The 18,120-nt window shown below is 41.5% G+C and carries 15 protein-coding genes and 1 other RNA gene; 10 read left to right on the forward strand and 6 right to left on the reverse strand.

All coding sequences use genetic code 11. From position 1 onward, the window contains the following. Position 1: 1 nt before the first annotated feature. Positions 2 to 958: an NAD(P)-dependent oxidoreductase gene (locus C0V77_RS15145; protein WP_255408975.1), complete on the reverse strand. Its 957-nt coding sequence runs from the start codon at positions 956 to 958 to the stop codon at positions 2 to 4. 170 nt (positions 959 to 1,128) lie between these two features. On the opposite strand from C0V77_RS15145, the gene pdxA reads away from it, so the two are divergent. After that, positions 1,129 to 2,205, forward strand: a complete 1,077-nt coding sequence (pdxA, locus tag C0V77_RS15150) for a 4-hydroxythreonine-4-phosphate dehydrogenase PdxA (RefSeq protein ID WP_101727182.1) — start codon at positions 1,129 to 1,131, stop codon at positions 2,203 to 2,205. 49 nt (positions 2,206 to 2,254) lie between these two features. Here the strand turns inward: pdxA and C0V77_RS15155 are convergent, their stop codons facing one another. Next, on the reverse strand, positions 2,255 to 3,088 hold the full coding sequence (locus C0V77_RS15155) for a tyrosine-type recombinase/integrase (protein ID WP_101727183.1): 834 nt from the start codon (positions 3,086 to 3,088) through the stop codon (positions 2,255 to 2,257). A gap of 234 nt (positions 3,089 to 3,322) precedes the next feature. Here C0V77_RS15155 and C0V77_RS15160 point away from each other — a divergent pair, with 234 nt between their 5' ends. Both C0V77_RS15160 and C0V77_RS15165 read left to right on the forward strand, forming a co-directional pair. Continuing rightward, positions 3,323 to 4,714, forward strand: a complete 1,392-nt coding sequence (locus C0V77_RS15160; RefSeq protein WP_101727184.1) for a sodium:solute symporter family protein — start codon at positions 3,323 to 3,325, stop codon at positions 4,712 to 4,714. Then, positions 4,692 to 5,111 carry a DUF1801 domain-containing protein gene (locus C0V77_RS15165; protein ID WP_158237962.1) on the forward strand — a complete coding sequence of 140 codons (420 nt, stop codon included), beginning with the start codon at positions 4,692 to 4,694 and terminating at the stop codon, positions 5,109 to 5,111. Before C0V77_RS15160 ends, C0V77_RS15165 begins: the two co-directional genes overlap by 23 nt. On the opposite strand, the gene C0V77_RS15170 is transcribed toward C0V77_RS15165, so the two are convergent. Then, the gene (locus C0V77_RS15170; protein ID WP_101727186.1) at positions 5,106 to 6,329 is read right to left on the reverse strand and encodes an NAD(P)/FAD-dependent oxidoreductase; all 1,224 of its coding nucleotides are present in this window, start codon (positions 6,327 to 6,329) and stop codon (positions 5,106 to 5,108) included. The two genes, C0V77_RS15165 and C0V77_RS15170, sit on opposite strands and share 6 nt — an antisense overlap. Positions 6,330 to 6,444: 115 nt before the next feature. After that, positions 6,445 to 6,948 carry a hypothetical protein gene (locus tag C0V77_RS15175; RefSeq protein WP_143706104.1) on the reverse strand — a complete coding sequence of 168 codons (504 nt, stop codon included), beginning with the start codon at positions 6,946 to 6,948 and terminating at the stop codon, positions 6,445 to 6,447. A 73-nt stretch (positions 6,949 to 7,021) separates the two neighbouring features. Between C0V77_RS15175 and C0V77_RS15180 the strand changes: the two genes are divergently transcribed. Next, positions 7,022 to 9,133, forward strand: coding sequence for a Tex family protein (locus C0V77_RS15180; RefSeq protein WP_101727188.1), 2,112 nt, complete (start codon positions 7,022 to 7,024; stop codon positions 9,131 to 9,133). Positions 9,134 to 9,209: 76 nt separating this feature from the next. After that, positions 9,210 to 9,583: a transfer-messenger RNA gene (gene ssrA / locus C0V77_RS15185) on the forward strand. A gap of 49 nt (positions 9,584 to 9,632) precedes the next feature. Here ssrA and C0V77_RS15190 read toward each other — a convergent pair. Beyond that, positions 9,633 to 10,844: a nucleotidyltransferase family protein gene (locus tag C0V77_RS15190; protein WP_101727189.1), complete on the reverse strand. Its 1,212-nt coding sequence runs from the start codon at positions 10,842 to 10,844 to the stop codon at positions 9,633 to 9,635. Positions 10,845 to 11,139: 295 nt separating this feature from the next. Between C0V77_RS15190 and C0V77_RS15195 the strand changes: the two genes are divergently transcribed. Further along, positions 11,140 to 11,586, forward strand: coding sequence for a DUF2059 domain-containing protein (locus C0V77_RS15195; protein WP_101727190.1), 447 nt, complete (start codon positions 11,140 to 11,142; stop codon positions 11,584 to 11,586). Positions 11,587 to 11,652: 66 nt separating this feature from the next. Here the strand turns inward: C0V77_RS15195 and C0V77_RS15200 are convergent, their stop codons facing one another. Beyond that, a complete protein-coding gene (locus tag C0V77_RS15200; RefSeq protein WP_229236295.1) occupies positions 11,653 to 12,654 on the reverse strand; it encodes an amidohydrolase family protein in 1,002 nt (333 codons plus the stop codon). A 221-nt stretch (positions 12,655 to 12,875) separates the two neighbouring features. Between C0V77_RS15200 and C0V77_RS15205 the strand changes: the two genes are divergently transcribed. The 4 genes from C0V77_RS15205 (at position 12,876) to C0V77_RS15220 (ending at position 18,027) form a co-directional block, all read left to right on the forward strand. Beyond that, positions 12,876 to 14,204 (forward strand): DEAD/DEAH box helicase, encoded by a 1,329-nt coding sequence (locus tag C0V77_RS15205; RefSeq protein ID WP_101727191.1) that lies wholly within the window; start codon positions 12,876 to 12,878, stop codon positions 14,202 to 14,204. Between the two features lie 103 nt (positions 14,205 to 14,307). Beyond that, a complete protein-coding gene (locus C0V77_RS15210) occupies positions 14,308 to 14,826 on the forward strand; it encodes a gluconate 2-dehydrogenase subunit 3 family protein (protein ID WP_101727192.1) in 519 nt (172 codons plus the stop codon). A 48-nt stretch (positions 14,827 to 14,874) separates the two neighbouring features. Continuing rightward, complete coding sequence (locus tag C0V77_RS15215; protein ID WP_101727193.1) at positions 14,875 to 16,593, forward strand: GMC oxidoreductase; 1,719 nt, start codon at positions 14,875 to 14,877, stop codon at positions 16,591 to 16,593. Positions 16,594 to 17,022: 429 nt separating this feature from the next. Next, positions 17,023 to 18,027, forward strand: a complete 1,005-nt coding sequence (locus C0V77_RS15220; RefSeq protein ID WP_101727194.1) for an IS110 family transposase — start codon at positions 17,023 to 17,025, stop codon at positions 18,025 to 18,027. The last annotated feature ends 93 nt before the right edge of the window (positions 18,028 to 18,120 follow it).

The raw sequence follows: 18,120 nt of genomic DNA on the forward strand, positions 1-18,120 counted from the left end.
GTTATCTAATCATTTCTTTTATTTTTTGTATCAACACCTCATTAATCCGTACGTAAGATTCGTGAGTCCAACCGGCTATATGGGGTGTAAAAATCACTTTGTCTGACTTAATTAACTGGTCAAAAGTTCCTTTAGAATCTTCTGAAAGCTGGTGAAGTTTTTCATTCTCAAGCACATCGAGGCAGGCCCCTTTTATTTTCCCCGATTTAAGGCCCGCCAGAATGGCATCAAGCATTACTATTTCTCCTCTGGCTGCATTTACAAAATAGATACTTTTAGCAAAACTGCTTAAAAAGGTATTATCTACCATTTTGTGCGTTTCACGAGTTAATGGTATGTGCAAACTAAGGATATCGGCCTCTTCAAAAATATCCTCCATTGCGGCCTCCTTTACGTATTCATCAGAAAAACCCGATTTGTATTTATCATAAACCAGCACTTTGCATCCAAAAGCGGCAAACCTTCTGGCGGTTTCTGAGCCATTGTTGCCATATCCTATAATACCTACAGTTTTTCTGTAAAGCTCGTAACCTCTGTTTTCCTCTCTCAGCCATCTGCCTTCTCTTACCTGCCTGTCTGCTATGAGGAGATTATTCATTAAAACCAGTAGCATACCCAGCACATGTTCGGCAACGGCAACCTTGTTGCCTTCATTAGCTGCAAATACTACAATGCCTTTTTGGCTTGCCAGTTCTTCATCAATTAAATCAAGCCCCGCCCCTGCCCTGCCGATAAATTTCAGCGAATTTGCATTTTGCAGTAGTTCATCATCAACAAAGGTTTTACTTCTGATTATCATGCCCACATAATTACCCAAACACGCAATTATCTCCTGCCGTTTTATTTTGGGCTGGTAATCTGGTACCAGGCCAATACCATCAAGCATAGGCATGATACTCGGGTGCATTTCATCCACAATCAAAACAGAACTTTGCTTACCGGGCTTAATTGTATTCACAGTATTTTTTTTATCGTATGTTTGTCAGTAAATTGCGGCAAAATTACGTTTGCCAACCATATTGTCAAACAAATATCGGCAAGAATCAATACATATTTGTCGGAAAACCCACCGCCTGCCCGATAGCATATCATTTAAGAAAGAATTGAAATAATTAAATCAATAGAAAAGTGAGCGAACAACATAAACCCGTAATTGGCATTAGTATCGGCGACATGAACGGCATAGGACCGGAAGTGATACTGAAGGCAGTTGGAGGAAATCGTTTAAACAGAATATGTACACCTGTTATTTATGGCTCAGGGAAAATCATAAACAGGTACCGGCAAATGCTTGAACTAAAAGACTGGCAGTTTTTTACGATTCAGAAAATTGACCAGATTAACCATAAGCAGGTAAATGTAATTAATTGCATGAACGACCAGAACCTGGAACTACAACCAGGTAAAGTAACGCCGGAAGCCGGTAAACTGGCGTTTGAGTCTTTGAAAAGAGCCGTGGCCGACCTGAAAGCTGGCAAGTTAGATGCTTTGGTAACCGCGCCTATTAACAAGCATAATATACAGAGCGATGAATTTAAGTTTCCTGGCCATACAGAATACCTGGCCAGTGAATTTGAAGTGGAAGACGTCTTGATGTTTATGGTGAGCGATACACTTAAGATAGGCGTAGCAACCGGCCATGTACCTATTGAGCAGGTAAAACAAAAAATAAACAAAGAACTGATAATTAAAAAAATAGAGCAGATACATACTTCATTGAAAAGAGATTTCGGTGTCCAGAGACCACGCATTGCAGTTTTGGGGCTGAATCCGCACGCGGGTGAAAACGGCTTGCTGGGTAATGAAGAGAAAGAAATTATACAACCGGCTTTAACAGAACTAAAGAAAAAAGGCACTTTGGTTTTTGGCCCGTTTCCGGCTGATGGCTTTTTTGGAACTGCCGCCTGGAAACAGTATAATGCTGTTCTGGCCATGTACCACGACCAGGGGCTGATGCCATTTAAGATGCTGGCATTTGAAAACGGTGTAAACTTTACAGCTGCGCTGCCAAAAGTGCGCACATCGCCAGACCACGGAACAGCCTATGATATTGCCGGAAAAAATGAGGCAGATGAGTCGTCTATGATTCATGCCATTTATACCGCTGTTGATGTGGCCAAAAACAGGGCTGAATTAAGTGAACTGGAGGCGAATTCGCTGAAAAAGAAAAACATAGTGCTGAAAGAAGCCAGCATGGAAGATTAAGCATAAAAAACCCGATGGATTTACCTCTATCGGGTTTTTTATTAGAACCTTAAATTTCAAGATCTTCAAACGGGCTTCTGAGGTTGGCCAGGTCAATATTGGCCAGCTGATAATAAATGGAAGTAGTTTGGAGGTACTTATGGCCCAGAATATCTTTAAGCAGGTGTATGTCCATTCCACGCTCCAGACAATGCACCGCATAACTATGGCGAAGGGTGTGAACCGTGGCGTTTTTATCAATTTTAGCTTTTTGCAAAGCCTGCTGAAAAACCAACTGCACGCTACGCGGGCTATATGTTTTTCCTTTTTCGCCTACAAACAACAACTCCAGAGGTTTATGTTTTTCAAAGTAAGCAATCAGAATAGGAATCAGTTTTGAGGGAATCCTGAGTTTGCGGCCTTTATCTGTTTTTGAAGAAGGAATGGTAATATGGCGGGCCTGCCAGTCAATATCATTAATTTTAAGCACAAGTACATCGCTCAGCTTTAGGCCAAGGGCATAAATTGTGGCCATTAAAGCTTTGTGCTTGGGGTTATCAAGCACGCTTATAATGCATTCAACTTCTTTCTCGGTCAGTACCTCGGGCAGCGTATCTTCTTTCATGCGGCCAGAACTTTTTATTCCCAGCTTGCGCTTGAAAATCAGTTCAAAAAAAAGCTTAATGGCTTTTCCTGCCTGCTTTGAAGCCTCAGACCCGGCCCCCTTCCTTTCGCTCAGTTCCAAAAGATAATTAGATACAAGTTCATCGGTGATTTTGCTTTGCGGCAGGTCACGAAAATGGTTGTAAAAAACAAAAATGGCGTTTCTATAAGCGGCTATAGTTTGGGAGTTGTACTTTCCCTTCTTCAGAATTTCTGTAAATCGCTCAATGAGATGGGTCACTGTTGGGCAATTTTTTAATTAAGAAATGGTTTAAACTTTTCTCTGTGGTGTTTGGCTATGTCAGAGATGAAAGCACAAAGTTGATATTAAAAAACGAAACTAGGCGCCTTTTTTAAAAAATTTTGCAAATGAAACAATATTTTTAAATAAAAAACCACAATTGCGGGCACTGAACTCCAAAAATTACTATTTTCAAAACCTGATTAAATCCAACCTTACCAAAGCTGAATAAGCATGCTATTAACGTTTATTTTTATTTACCTTCTGGGAACAGTACTTGTAGGATGGTTTGCTTCTAAATTTGTTAAAACAGCCAGTGATTTTGCCATTGCAGGCCGCAGAATGCCAACCTACGTGGTTGCGTCGGGTCTGTTTGCAACCTGGTTTGGCTCAGAAACGGTTATGGGGGCGTCATCAGAGTTTGTGCAGAATGGCCTTTTGGGTGTCATTGAAGACCCCTTCGGAGCCTCTTTATGCTTACTGCTCATAGGCTTATTTTTTGCACGCCCGCTCTATAAACTAAACATCCTTACTTTCAGCGATTATTTCAGAATCAGATACGGCAATAGCCTTGAATGGATTTCCGCACTTTTTCTTATACCGTCTTATTTCAGTTGGATCGCCGCTCAGTTAGTAGCCCTTGCCATAGTTTTACAGGCCATTGCGGGTATCCCCTTTGTTTACGGTGTTTTGATATGCGCCTCGGTGGTTGTGTTTTATACCTATGTGGGTGGTATGTGGTCGGTATCTATTACAGATACCATTCAAACGGCCATTATTATAGTTGGTATGCTTATTTTAATGCTAGAGCTTTGGGGTAAAATTGGCGGCTGGGGCGAACTGATAAACAAAACCCCAACGGGTTTCTTCAGATTGGTACCCAAAGAGCATTCATTCAGCAGTTGGATAACCTATTTTGCGGCCTGGATAACCATTGGGTGGGGTTCGATACCTCAGCAGGACATTTTTCAACGGGTTTTGTCGGCCAAATCAGAGAAAGTTGCCGTTAGGGGTGCGTACTGGTCGGCGTTTATGTATATGAGTGTGGCTTGTATGCCTTTAGTAATTGCGCTGTGCGGAAGTCTACTGTATCCTGACATAAAAGCAGGTGATACCCAGATGGCCATTCCGTTTCTGGTGCTGCATCATGCTGGCCTGGGCATACAAATACTCTTTTTTGGGGCTTTGCTTTCTGCCATTTTAAGTACCTGCAGTGGGGCTGTGCTGGCGCCTGCAACAGTTGTAGGCGAGAACCTGCTTAAACCTTTATACGGTCATAAGCTGTCTGACAAAAGACTTTTGCAAATTATGAGGCTTTCAGTAATTGGTATTACAATGGTAAGCGTTGTATTATCGCTCAACAAGTCTGAAATATATGAGTTGGTGGGAGAGTCATCAGCCGTTAGTCTGGTAGCTTTGTTTGTGCCGTTGGCATCTGGCCTGTACTGGAAAAGAGCATCGGCACTGGGGGCGTTACTTTCAATGGTTATGGGCATGACCGTCTGGCTTACTTTACAATTTTACCCGACTGATACACCCGGTATTATTTATGGTCTGTTGGCCAGTATTACAGGAATGCTCGTCGGTTCATTCATTAAACCCAATGACAAATTACCTGTCGGTTGAAGACTTTAAAAGTCATCAGCTACCGCATATTGACCAATTAATAGCAGGTCTTCAGAAACTGATTATGAATGCTCATCCTAAAATGCAGGAGCATTTCAGTATCAATACCCCTATGTACAAAGTGAAGCATGATGTGTGCTACATAGGCAAAATACACCCCAAAAAAGGACTGGAATTGTGTTTTCTGAGAGGTTATCAGTTATCTAACGAGCACGGACTTTTAGATGCGAAAGGCAGAAAGTATATACACGGCATCACTTTTACTGATATTGACGACTTACAGAACAAAAAACAGTCTTTTATTGAAATACTAAACGAAGCGCTGATACTTGATGAATTGAACGAGCGAAACGTATTTACCGATATGCTGCAGGCAGCCCGCCGGAAAAAATCATAAACTTTGTGCGGCAATCCAGGCGCCTGTCCAAGCTGCCTGAAAATTAAAACCGCCCGTTACAGCATCAATATTCAGTACCTCGCCTGCCATGTATAGGTTGGGATATTTTTTAAGGCTGAAAGTACTGAAATCTACCTCGGCCAGGTCAACGCCTCCGGCTGTTACAAATTCTTCTTTAAATGTACTTTTACCTTTAACACTAAAGCGGCAGTCGGTCAATTGTTCTACCAGCTTTGCTATATGTTTTTTGCCTGTTTCAGCCCATTTCTGGTATTCGCCTACCCCGGCGGCTATGCACAAGCTTTTCCAAAGCCTGATTGACATACCAAACTCTGCATTAGCCAGCACATTCTTTTTCGGCTGGTTTACTATCTGCTGGTGTAGGTGCTGCCTAACTTTTTCAATATCGGGCGTACCGAGCCAGTTCACAGATATGCTAAACTCGTAGTTGGCATCGTGCAGGTTACGTGCAGCCCAGGCCGACAATTTCAGAATGGCCGGGCCAGATAAACCCCAATGGGTAATAAGGATAGCTCCATTAGAAATATAGGCATTCAGTGCTTTATTTTTAGAATCGCTCAGCCTGCAAATAACATTTTCTGTGCTGATACCCATTAAATCCTGAATACGTTCATCTTTAATATTAAAAGTAAACAAAGAAGGAACAGCCGACACCGTTTCAATACCCAGGTTCTGTAATAATTTCCAGACAGCGTTATCGCTTCCGGTGGCTATCATTAGCTTTTTTGAAGTAAACTGCCTGTCACCAATGGCATTCAATTGCCAGTTTCCGCCATTGTTTTCAATGCTTTCAACACGTGTATTGGTAATAATTTCAATCCTGTTTTTATAACAGGCATCTAAAAAGCAATCAATAATGCTTTGCGATGAATTACTGACCGGAAACATCCGTCCGTCAGATTCTTTTTTTATTCTTACTCCCCGGCTCTCAAACCAATCAATGGTGTGTGCCGGATTAAATCTTTTAAAAGGCTCCAGCAATTCCTGATTTCCTCTCGGGTAAAAATTAATGAGTGCCGAAGGCTCAAAACAGGCGTGGGTTACATTGCAACGCCCACCGCCAGACACCTTAACTTTCTGTAAAACATCTCTGCCGCGCTCCAGAATAGCAATCCGCAGGTTTTTGTTTTTTTCGGCAGCATTAATAGCCGTAAAAAAACCTGCTGCTCCACCACCAATAATGAGAAGGTCGTACATGTTAAAATAAAAAAGGTTAAAAAAAAGTCACCTTAGCTGATTTTTAAGCTAAGGTGACTAATGGCTGCAAAGCAAGTGTTTAAAAGGCAGATTTCAAAATACCTGCTGAATAATATCAGTATTTTACATATTTGTTTTCAAAATATACCCTTTTTTCACGAAGCACTTTCAAAAGAGGCGCAATTTCTTTCACGTCTTGTCCATGCTCAAATGTAACTTTATGTCTCGAATCGTTCATAGTTATTTCAACCCATTCAGCCCCGCCATCAGCGCAATCAGGGCAGCCAATCACCTCTTTCAAGTTTTTAAACTGCTCAATATCAACACTTTTCACCAGCTCATTCATATAATCTGTAGTAAGTTTCTCTTTATACGTTTGTGGGTCACCACCCTGAGAACCACGGCCACTGTTAAAATAAATCGTGAACGAGGCCTCGTCGCCCATTAATGTCAATTCTCTTTTGCATGGGCCCAGGCACATACCAAATGAAGTACCGTGTTTAATGACCATGGTATTCAAATCCTTTGACGTTTTCGTCATTACATCATCCGATTGTTGTTCACAGCCTACAAAAGATAATGTGGAAAGAATGATGCCTATAAAAAGTTGAATTTTCATTTTTATAATAGATTTTTGTGTTTGAATTGATTCTATACTCAAGGATTCAGTTTCTAATAAAAAGGTTGGAACCATGACAACAAAACAAATACAAATTATAGTACAAGCTGTAAACGCAGCTGAAAAATATGTTACCAATACCATAAACTTATTGGAGGAAGGCGCTACTGTGCCCTTTATTGCCCGCTACCGTAAAGAAATGACAGGTAGTATGGATGAAGTGCAGATAGCTCAGGTGAAAGATTTGTACGCGAAATTTCAGGAGGCGGATAAGCGGCGGGAAGCCATTATTAAATCTATTGAAGAACAGGGGAAAATGACTCCTGAGGTGTTGGAAAAGCTTCGTAATGCTTTGTATCTGAACGAACTGGAAGATTTATACCTGCCTTACAAACAAAAGCGCAAAACACGTGCTACCATGGCTATTGAAAAAGGTCTGGAACCGCTGGCAAAAATCATATTTGCGCAAAAAGACCGTAACATTGAAGCCATAGCCGAAAAATACCTGAACGATAAAGTTGAAAGCATTAATGATGCCCTGCAAGGTGCAAGAGATATAATGGCCGAATGGATTAATGAAGACATACAAGCCAGAAATGCCGTGAGGAAGATATTTGACCGGGAAGCCATTGTTACGGCCAAAGTAAAAAAGGGCAAAAAGGAAGAAGGAGCGAAATATCAGGATTATTTCGAGTTTTCAGAACCATTATCGCGCATTCCATCTCATCGTTTGCTGGCCATCAGGCGAGGCGAAGAAGAGGGAATATTATCTGTTGATATTTCAATAGATGAAGAACGCGGTGTAGATGCCCTTGACAGAATTTATCTGCGAGGCTTGCCTGAAGCTAAAGATCAGGTGGCTGATGCCATCACCGATTCTTATAACCGCTTGCTGAAACCTAGTATTGAAACGGAGTTTTCGAACCTCTCGAAACAAAAAGCAGATGCTGAGGCCATCAAGATATTTACCGGCAATTTACGGCAATTGCTTCTGGCGTCTCCCCTTGGGCAAAAACGAGTGCTGGCCATTGACCCGGGTTTCAGAACAGGCTGTAAAACTGTGGTTTTGAACGAGCAGGGCGATTTGATTTACGACACGGTGATATATCCGTTCGATAAGAAAATGGAGGCCGAAGGAATGGTAAAAAAACTGGTGCTTGATTATAAAATACAAGCCATTGCTATTGGAAACGGTACTGCCAGCCGTGAGACCGAGGGGTTTGTGAAATCTTTAAAGCTGGATAAAATACAGGTGCATGTGGTGTCTGAACAAGGGGCTTCTATTTATTCGGCTTCTGAAATTGCACGAGATGAGTTTCCTAAAAAAGATGTAACAGTACGTGGCGCAGTTTCCATTGGCCGGCGATTAATGGACCCACTTGCCGAACTGGTTAAAATTGACCCCAAGTCAATCGGTGTAGGTCAATACCAACACGACGTTGAGCAGAAAATGCTTAAAGAAAGTCTGGATTCGGTCGTTGAAAGCTGCGTGAATCTGGTGGGTGTAGAGCTCAACACTGCCAGTAAGCATTTGCTTAGCTATGTATCTGGTCTGGGCCCTTCTCTGGCTCAGAACATTGTTGATTACCGCGCGCAGAATGGAGCATTTGGGTCAAGAGCCGATTTGAAAAAAGTACCTCGTTTAGGTGCTAAAGCATTTGAGCAATGTGCAGGTTTTTTGCGTATTAATGGTGCAAAAAACCCGCTGGATAATTCGGCAGTGCACCCGGAAACCTACCCGATTGTTGAGAAAATGGCTAAAGATTTAGGTTTGAAGGTGTCTGACCTGATTAATAATGCAACCATAAAATCGAAAATAAACCTGAATAACTATGTAACCCCAACTGTGGGCTTGCCTACACTGAACGATATTTTATCTGAACTACAAAAACCCGGCAGAGACCCCCGCGAGACATTAGAAGAGTTTGAGTTTTCGGCTGATGTACACAAAATAGAAGACCTGAAAGAAGGTATGGTGTTACCCGGTATTGTAACCAATATAACGGCGTTCGGGTGCTTTGTTGATATAGGAGTGCATCAGGACGGGCTGGTGCATGTTTCACAAATGGCTAACCGTTTTATTAAAGACCCTAATGAGGTAGTAAAGGTGCATCAGAAAGTGCAGGTGAAAGTAACAGAAGTTGACATACCCCGTAAGCGAATTGCCCTGAGCATGAAGTTCTGATGCCATTACCCTGCCCAATAATAATTTCTTAATGGCACGAACTTTTCATAATTTTTTTTTGTCTTATATTGACCATGGGGACGACCGGTTTTGACGGCGTGAGTGGTTGCGAGTAAAAGCATGTCAGGAGTTGGTAGAACCTCCTGTTAAAAATTCTTCCGAACAATAACTGGCAATACTTCGTATGCCATGGCTGCTTAATTCCGGAGTGAATTAAACTTTTAGCCACATTCCGCCCCGGCCAACCTCTGCCGCGGGGATTCCGGAGTGTCGACCTGCAGAGGCGATTAAGTGCGGGGAACTTGTTCTTAATTAGTATTTAGGTTTCTAAGGAAAAGCTCTGGTATGTCGGACACCTACCTTTTCTCGAAAATTAAGACCGAATAAACATGTAGAAGGCTCGACAAATGCCATGTTCGGACCAGAGTTCGACTCTCTGCGTCTCCACAAAAAAAGCACCTTCAATGGTGCTTTTTATTTTTTCAGCCAGCAATAAACCTTAATTCTTCTTTAATTTTGCCCTGAACCACAGATAGGATACAAACTTGGTAAATGCGTTCAGATAAACGAACCTATCCGGAAAAACAATTAACCTGGGCCGCTCAAGTTTACTGGTTACAGAATAAAACTGAACCAATTTGTTAATCAGGCCTATCCAGCTGAGAGGTTTATCCTGCAGGTTTTTATAGATAATATTATATTTAAACTTCGGCCATACGCGGTCATAGTGCTTGCCTGCCTCCCAGAAATCAAAAATTCTTTGTTGTATCTGCTTTTCAAAACTGTTGAAATTTCCCGGCTCAAAAAACAGATTATTCATAATGGCATTACCTACTTCAAAAACCTTCCGCGTCTTCATCTCGGCCGACCAACTACTTAATATCTTATCATCATTTTCAGGGAAACTATTCCGGTAAGCAATCAGGTCACAAAAATCTTTTAGCCTTACCCAACACCCTCTGCCTCCGTGGTGATTCATAATCATCTTGAAAATAATTTCAGAATTGGGCACCAGTAACTGCTGATTCTGGAAGTTCTCAACCACAGACTTGCCAAGCATATCGTCTACCTCCAATACATAATCATGAAATTTTTCACCTATTGACCAGTGGTAATCAATATGTACTCTAACGGCAGGGCCAAAAAATTTATCAAAACCAATCTCCTGATTTTCATTACGTGTCAGCAGTTCATTTATCAGTTCGTCATTTATTTCCACAGAATCTTTCTGGTTATAATGACCAAGACTTAAAATATATCCGTCTGCCAAAAGCAACTTAACCCCTTTCATGGCGTGTTCAGGCTTCACGATTATATCTACATCTACACTTTCTCTTACAATTTGGTTTTTATAGATTTTCTCTGAAAACAAAATACCTTTATAAGGTATAGCTTGAACGTTATTTTTACTAAAAAAATGAAGAATCCGTCCCAGTTCTTTTCTACTTGCCAGGTGGTTAATAACCTGTTGGTGTGTAAATCTCTTCAGATTATCAACATATTCGTTCTGAATACCTACCCTGCGGCAAGCCTCATACAAAAATGGACGTATACTATGGTAAGCCGCCAGCCTGTAAAGGCGCGACCAGTTAACCTTCGGGTCATTTATCAGGTTTTCAAAATTGGTGGAATTTTCTTTTAAAAGCATCAATTTAATTGCCTCTACCAAAATCAGCAGCTCTAACGTAAATTGTTTTGTACGTTTATCCATATTAAGTTTTGCTATAGATCTAAATAACTGAGGGTGCAGTTAAAGTCACGAAATAAGTTTTGGTGCGATTCCCATTGAAAATATATTCAAAGTAAACTAAAATACCACATAAATTGAAGAAGAGATTACATATCTTTGTTATGGGTATTCATACAGTGCTTGTCTTGTTTAAGTTCTTTCGCCTGTTTGCAAACACACTTAAAATAAATTTCTTAAATTTTGCTGCAGAACAAAAAATAGGTTACTATTACAAAAATTATATCACTTTTAGCTGTTAACAGTAAAATCTTCAAAAATGAAAAAATTACTTATTCTCCTATTCCTGTTCGTTTCGTTTGCATCTTTGGCACAAAACAATGAAGCAAAAATCAAAGACATAAAGCATTTTCTGGTAGTAAGCGGTGCGATTAATGCTGTTAAAGTAACCATTGAAAACATGGTCAATTCGATGAAAAATTCAGCAACCAACAACAACTTACCGGAAGGTTTTCTTGATGAATTCAAAAAAGAAATTAATTATCAGGAATTTGTTGAACTCTATATACCAATCTATGATAAACATTTTTCTCATCAGGAAATACGGGACATGATTATATTTTATGAGACCCCTACCGGGAAAAAATTGGTTGAAAAAACACCCATGCTGTTAACAGAATCTATGAACGCCGGTAGAGAATGGGGGCAAAAGATGGGTATAAAGGTTTATGAAAAAATGCAGAAGAAACAGGCTAATTCCAACTGATTTTCAATCATAACCTCAATGACCTGCTTTAGGGCAGGTCATTGAGGTATGCCCTATTATTTTAAATTACTTATACTTGTTAACGTCAAGGTTAAAGAACCGGGCGGCGTTGTTAAAGAAAATGTCTCTTTTTTGGTCTTCCGACAAATAATTGGCACTTTCAATTACGTTTATTGAAGTCTCCAGTAATTTAGGCCAAACCATCAGGTCTGTACCATACATAATGCGTTTACCGAATCCGGCCTGAATCAAGCGTTGCAGATAGGCATGAACTTCTTCAAGCGGGTAGCTCCAGATGAATCCGGCCAAATCAACATATACATAAGCGTTGGCGCCCATCAGGGCAATCATTTCATCAATCATAGGGTACCCGGCGTGCATCACCCAAATTTTCAGTTTCGGGTGGCGGGCCAGCATATCTTCCAATAAAAACGGGCGGCCTAATGAAGCCCGGTATTTAGGCGCGGTGATATTCGCCATGCCATTGCCCCCTGTACCCATGTGTATACCTACTGGCACGCCCAGCTTTTCGGCCACACCAAAATATTCATCCAGACTTAAATCACTAGGCGACATACCCTGGTACTGTGGCGCTACCTCTCCCATTACTTTATAGAAACCTTTAGAAAGGGAATCTTCAAATGCTTTAACCGTCATTTCTTTACCGTTGCTGATTCCTAAAGACGGAATAATACGGTTTGGCGCAGCCTTGTGCCAGTCGTGCAAAACACCTGCATCACCGCTGGCTACCATAATTACGTTCAGGCGTTCGGCTGTAGCCAAGAGTGCATCCTTCATTTCTTTGTCAGACTTGGCTGCTTTCAATGGGTCGGCACAACCATTGCTCAGGAAAGACGGTGCCGGTTGCTTAGGGTCACCGCCTGGCATATTTTTAAGAAACCAGGGGCAAAGGTCGTTGGCAAAGGCAGGGTTTACCTTCATGGCATGCACGTGTACATCAATAATAGGCGGGCGTTTTTTGGTTTCCTGCGCGCTGACATTAAAGCAAAGCAAAGCAACAACCAGCACTAAAAGCAGGTTTTGTTTGTAAGAGATTTGTTTCATCATATTGTTTTTATTGTTTAAGGTTCTAAAGTAAATGTACAACAGCCATAAGTCAAAAAACAGTCGACAGAAACCCCGACATTGTCTATCAAAGGACGAATCGACTTATATTTCAAATTTGAAACTTCTTTTCAGCAAAAGGCGTTAAATTTGTTCACCTTTGCTAATAAAATAGAGTGGGGTACCCATAGGTCTTAATCCGCGACCCATAATTTTTTTCAATAATGACTTTCGAAGAATTAAATCTGAATAAACCTCTATTAAACGCCTTAAACGATTTAGGCTACACCACACCAACTACTATTCAGCAAAAGGCCTTTTCAGTAGTGATGTCGGGGCAGGATGTATGCGGTATTGCCCAAACCGGTACGGGTAAAACTTTTGCCTATTTGTTGCCATGCCTAAGACAATATCAGTTTTCGAAAGAGAAAAACCCTCAAATACTGGTGGTAGTACCTACACGAGAGCTGGTTACCCAGGTAGTTGAAGCCGTTGAGCAATTAAGCAAATACCAGAGTGTGAAGGTGGTGGGTGTTTACGGAGGGGTAAACATTAAACAGCAGGTAGCAGAACTGGCCGACGGAGTAGACGTGCTGGTAGGTACACCGGGCAGATTAATAGATTTACTGGCTGCCGGTATTGTAAAGTCAAAGTCGATTAAGAAACTTGTTATTGATGAAGTTGATGAAATGCTGAACCTGGGTTTCAGGCCTCAACTAATCAACATTCTTGATTTACTACCCGCTAAACGCCAGAATCTTTTGTTTTCGGCCACATTGACCGAAGAAGTAGAAGAAATTATACAAACGCATTTTAATCTGCCTGTACGCATTGAGGCAGCTCCGGCAGGCACACCGCTGGAAAACATAGCGCAGTCAGGCTATCAATTGCCTAACTTCTTTACAAAGGTAAACCTGCTTGAAATGCTGATTGCCAAAAGAGAGGAAGCCGCCAAAGTATTGATTTTTGTGGCTACCAAACAACTGGCTGACCAGCTTTTTGAAGAACTGGAAAATGAGTTTTCGCCTGAGATTGGGGTTATACACTCAAACAAATCACAGAATTATCGTTTTGATACCATTCAGAAGTTTCAGACTGGTGCTTACCGTATACTGATTGCCACCGATCTGGTTTCGCGCGGGCTTGATATTTCAGAGGTATCGCATGTGATTAATTTCGATGTGCCAGAGGTGCCAGAAAGTTATATTCACCGCATAGGCCGGACAGGCCGGCAGGATAAAAAAGGAATAGCCATCAGTTTCTTTACCGAAAAGGATTCGGAAGCCAGAGAAGCCATTGAGCAACTGATGAGCTATCAGATACCCATGCTGCCTTTGCCTGAGCGACTGGAGATTTCAGACCAGTTGACGGAAGATGAAAAACCCAGGGTTTTTATGAAAGAACCTGCGCTTAAAAGGTTAAAAAAAGAAGATATCGGGCCGGCGTTTCATGAAAAAGCAGAGAAAAACAGGAAAACAAATGTGCGGCGGGATTACGAGGCAGAAAAGAAAAAGAAATACGGGAAGTCATACGAAAAACGCTCTCGAAAATAGGTATTTTTACCTATTAACATTTTATTAGCATTGGCCGGTGGCATTATTCAATTTTAATATCTAAGTTTGTATAGTTTTACGACAATTAAATATTTGAATAATTATGCAAAGGCGCAATGCAATTAAAAACTTGTCGCTGGCATTTGGTGGTCTGGTTTCGTTGCCTTCGTGGGCATCAGGCTGGACACCCGAGTCAATCGGCACAACCGCTAACTTAACATTTGATGATGAAGCGCTATTAGGCGAAATCGTTGAAACCATCATTCCGGAAACATCTACACCAGGAGCCAAATCTTTAAAAGTGCACCAGTTTGCACTAAGAATGATTAACGATTGCTACGGAGAAGCAGCACAGAAAAACCTGAAAGACGGCCTAAAAGCTACCGAGGCACTGGCACAGCAAAACTACCAGAAATCATTCACCACGTTAGATTCAAACCAGAAAAAAGCACTGTTCAACCAGATGCTGAGTTCATCAGACACCACCTCAAAAACATTTGCCAATACCATTAAACGGCTAACCATTCAGGGATACACCAATTCTGAATTTTATATGGTAAATGTTATCAAATTCAACATGGCTCCGGGTTTCTATCATGGTTGTGTGCCTGTAAAAGCATAAGCCAAAGTACAACAATTATTACAATCTATTCATACACTATAAGCTATTATGTCATATTTGAATATTGATTCTGTCAAAGACCGCACCTTTGACGCAATCGTGGTTGGCTCTGGTATCAGCGGAGGCTGGGCTGCCAAAGAATTAACAGGAAAAGGTCTGAGAACACTGGTGCTTGAAAGAGGGCGAGACGTAAAGCACGTAACCGACTACCCTACCACCATGATGCAGCCCTGGGAGTTTGAGCATCTGGGCCAGATACCCAAAGCGCTGAAAGATGCCAACCCTATTGCCAGCCGCTGCTACGCTTTCAATGAAGATGCCGCCCATTTTTTTGTAAAAGATAACGAACACCCATATATACAAGACAAACCCTTCGACTGGATACGCGGGTATCAGGTTGGTGGGAAATCGCTGATGTGGGCCAGAGGCACCCAACGGTGGTCGGAATATGATTTTGATGGCCCCGCACGTGATGGTTTCGCCGTTGACTGGCCTATCAGATACGCTGATATTGCACCTTGGTACAGCTATGTAGAGAAATTTGCAGGGATATCGGGCAATAAAGACGGCCTGCCACAATTACCAGACGGAGAGTTTTTACCTCCGCATGAGCAATCATGTGTTGAAAAACACTTTACCAACGAAATGGCCAAACATTATAAAGGTGCGCGGCCGGTTATTATTGGCCGTTGTGCACACCTTACCAAGCCGCAACCCATACACCTGCAACAAGGCCGCGGGCAGTGCCAGAACCGTTCGCTGTGCCAGCGTGGCTGCCCTTATGGCGGTTATTTCAGCAGTAACTCCTCTACCCTGCCCTGGGCAGCCAAAACCGGAAAACTGACATTAAGACCAGACTCTGTGGTGCATTCTATCATTTTCGATGAAAAGAAAAACAAGGCAACCGGCGTAAGAGTGGTTGATACGCATACCAAGCAAATGACAGAGTACTATGCCCGGGTTATTTTTGTAAATGCAGCTACCATCAATACCAACCTTATTTTACTAAATTCCATCTCAAGCCGTTTCCCTAATGGATTAGGAAATGATAACGGTTTATTGGGTAAATATATAGCCTTCCATAATTTCCGTACTACGATATCGGCTGAATATGAGGGATTCCTGGATACTAAAACAGAAGGTATTCGTCCGAATGGAAGTTATATTCCGCGTTTCCGGAACGTTTTCAAACAGGAGACCGACTTTCTTCGGGGTTATGCAGCCGGTTTCAGCGGTAGCCGTATGGAATACACCGATAACAGTGGTATCGGTGAAGACCTCAAAAATAATCTTTTCAACCGTAAGTACGGCAACTGGCGTGTGGGTTCGCACATGATGGGCGAAACCATACCGAAAGAAAGTAATTTTGTAACCCTTGATAAAGACCAGAAAGATGCATGGGGAATACCGCTGATTCGTACGTCTGTTGCCTATGACGACAACGACGAGAAGATGATCAAGGACTTCCACGAGCAAATGACAGAAATGCTCACGCTGGCCGGTTTCAAGAATATCAGAACAAACGACAACCCTAAAAAGGCTCCGGGTCTTGATATCCACGAAATGGGTGGCGTAAGGATGGGCAAAGACGAGAAAACGTCATTGCTTAATAAGTGGAACCAGATGCACCATTGTAAAAACGTTTTTGTTACCGATGGCGCCTGTATGACGTCTAACTCAACACAAAACCCGTCGCTCACATTTATGGCCATCACTGCCCGTGCAGCAGACTACGCCGTAAAAGAGTTTAAGAAAGGAAATTTATAATACTGATATGAATGCTGCATGCCCGGTGATTTTATTGAATTGCCGGGCTTTTTGGTGTAAAACCGGGCTTGGTAGAGCCGCATTGCATGCGCCTTATCGTAGAATTGGGATATCGCTGAAATTGGAAATACACAATATTGAATCGTTATCCCAATTTTAAACCAAGCATTTCATGCTTCTTACGGGCCTCTGAAGCCGCAAGCATTGCGGCTCGTATGTTTGTAATGAAAATAAGAATGAGGAAAAAAGTTTAAATTGCTACTGAAAAATGAGAGGCAATTGCGGCTAAACAATATCCATTGGATATATGTACAGGTAGAGTTTACCCCATTTTTCAGTCAGCAAGTCAGAACAGCACCTAATACCACTCCACAATGGAGATGAGTAAGTATACTGCGAGCAACGACATTAACTTTTACTCCTAAGACCATGACTAACCCCATCATTCGTCAGAACATTGGCATCGACATCAGTAAAGCAAGCATTTCTGTATGCATTGCCCAGAAACTATTAGATCAGTCTGTTTTATTTCCTTCCAGCAAAAGCTTTGAAAATACCCTTTCAGGCTTTGAAAAGATGAACAGGTGGATACAACAATTCATCGATATAACTGTAGAGGTACATTACACTATGGAAGCTACAGGTGTATATTATGAATCTTTAGCCTATTGGTTATTTGAAAACCAAAAGCCGGTGAGTGTTATCTTAGCTAAGCAGTTCAAGAGTTATGCCCAGAGCTTAAACATTCAATCGAAAACCGATGGAATTGATGCGAGAATATTAGCTCAAATGGGTGTAGAACGGAAATTGAGTTTGTGGTCAGCTGTATCAGGACAGATGCGTCAGCTTAAACAGCTTTCCAGAGAAAGAAATAGTCTAATGGATGAACAGACAGCTATCAAAAATCAGTTACATGCCCTGAAACACTCTTATCAACCTGACCAGAGAAGTATCGGACGTATCGAAGGTAGATTAGCCTTAATTGCTCAACAAATCAAAGAGATTCAAGAGGAAATGAGCGAAATACTGGCTAATGACCCAGCATTAAAAGAAAGAATCGCAAATGTTTGTACCATTAAAGGTGTCAGTCTGATAACGGCAATTGCCATTATTGCAGAAACCAATGGCTTTGCCCTATTCCATTCACGTTCCCAACTGGTGGCTTATGCAGGTTATGATGTGGTGCGAAGACAATCCGGCACCTCCATAAATGCACCGACAAAAATATCCAAAAAGGGAAACAAACATATTAGGAAAACGTTATACTTCCCGGCTTTGAGTGCTGCAATGCATGAACCGGCAATGAAAAAAACTTATCAGAGAATAACAGAGAAAACGAATATAAAAATGAAAGGTGCCGTAGCTATTCAAAGAAGATTATTGGTGTTGATTTATACGCTTTTTAAAAACAATCAACCTTATGACCCTAATTAGGCCATCCTTGATAATTGCATCAAAAAGATGAGATGCTTAGGAAATCCAGTCTGTAAAAGATTGGATTTTCTATTTTCAGGTATCGTAGTCTTT

Origin of the sequence: Emticicia sp. TH156 (assembly GCF_002855535.1) — a bacterium.
Taxonomy (GTDB): Bacteria; Bacteroidota; Bacteroidia; order Cytophagales; family Spirosomataceae; genus Emticicia; species Emticicia fluvialis.

Coding starts and splice junctions, on each gene's coding strand:
- C0V77_RS15170 (WP_101727186.1), bottom strand. CDS start 6,329: ATGTACGACCTTCTCATTATTGGTGGTGGAGCAGCAGGTTTTTTTACG.
- C0V77_RS15180 (WP_101727188.1), top strand. CDS start 7,022: ATGACAACAAAACAAATACAAATTATAGTACAAGCTGTAAACGCAGCT.
- C0V77_RS15165 (WP_158237962.1), top strand. CDS start 4,692: ATGACAAATTACCTGTCGGTTGAAGACTTTAAAAGTCATCAGCTACCG.
- C0V77_RS15210 (WP_101727192.1), top strand. CDS start 14,308: ATGCAAAGGCGCAATGCAATTAAAAACTTGTCGCTGGCATTTGGTGGT.
- C0V77_RS15190 (WP_101727189.1), bottom strand. CDS start 10,844: ATGGATAAACGTACAAAACAATTTACGTTAGAGCTGCTGATTTTGGTA.
- C0V77_RS15205 (WP_101727191.1), top strand. CDS start 12,876: ATGACTTTCGAAGAATTAAATCTGAATAAACCTCTATTAAACGCCTTA.
- C0V77_RS15215 (WP_101727193.1), top strand. CDS start 14,875: ATGTCATATTTGAATATTGATTCTGTCAAAGACCGCACCTTTGACGCA.
- C0V77_RS15195 (WP_101727190.1), top strand. CDS start 11,140: ATGAAAAAATTACTTATTCTCCTATTCCTGTTCGTTTCGTTTGCATCT.
- C0V77_RS15175 (WP_143706104.1), bottom strand. CDS start 6,948: ATGAAAATTCAACTTTTTATAGGCATCATTCTTTCCACATTATCTTTT.
- C0V77_RS15160 (WP_101727184.1), top strand. CDS start 3,323: ATGCTATTAACGTTTATTTTTATTTACCTTCTGGGAACAGTACTTGTA.
- C0V77_RS15220 (WP_101727194.1), top strand. CDS start 17,023: ATGACTAACCCCATCATTCGTCAGAACATTGGCATCGACATCAGTAAA.
- C0V77_RS15200 (WP_229236295.1), bottom strand. CDS start 12,654: ATGATGAAACAAATCTCTTACAAACAAAACCTGCTTTTAGTGCTGGTT.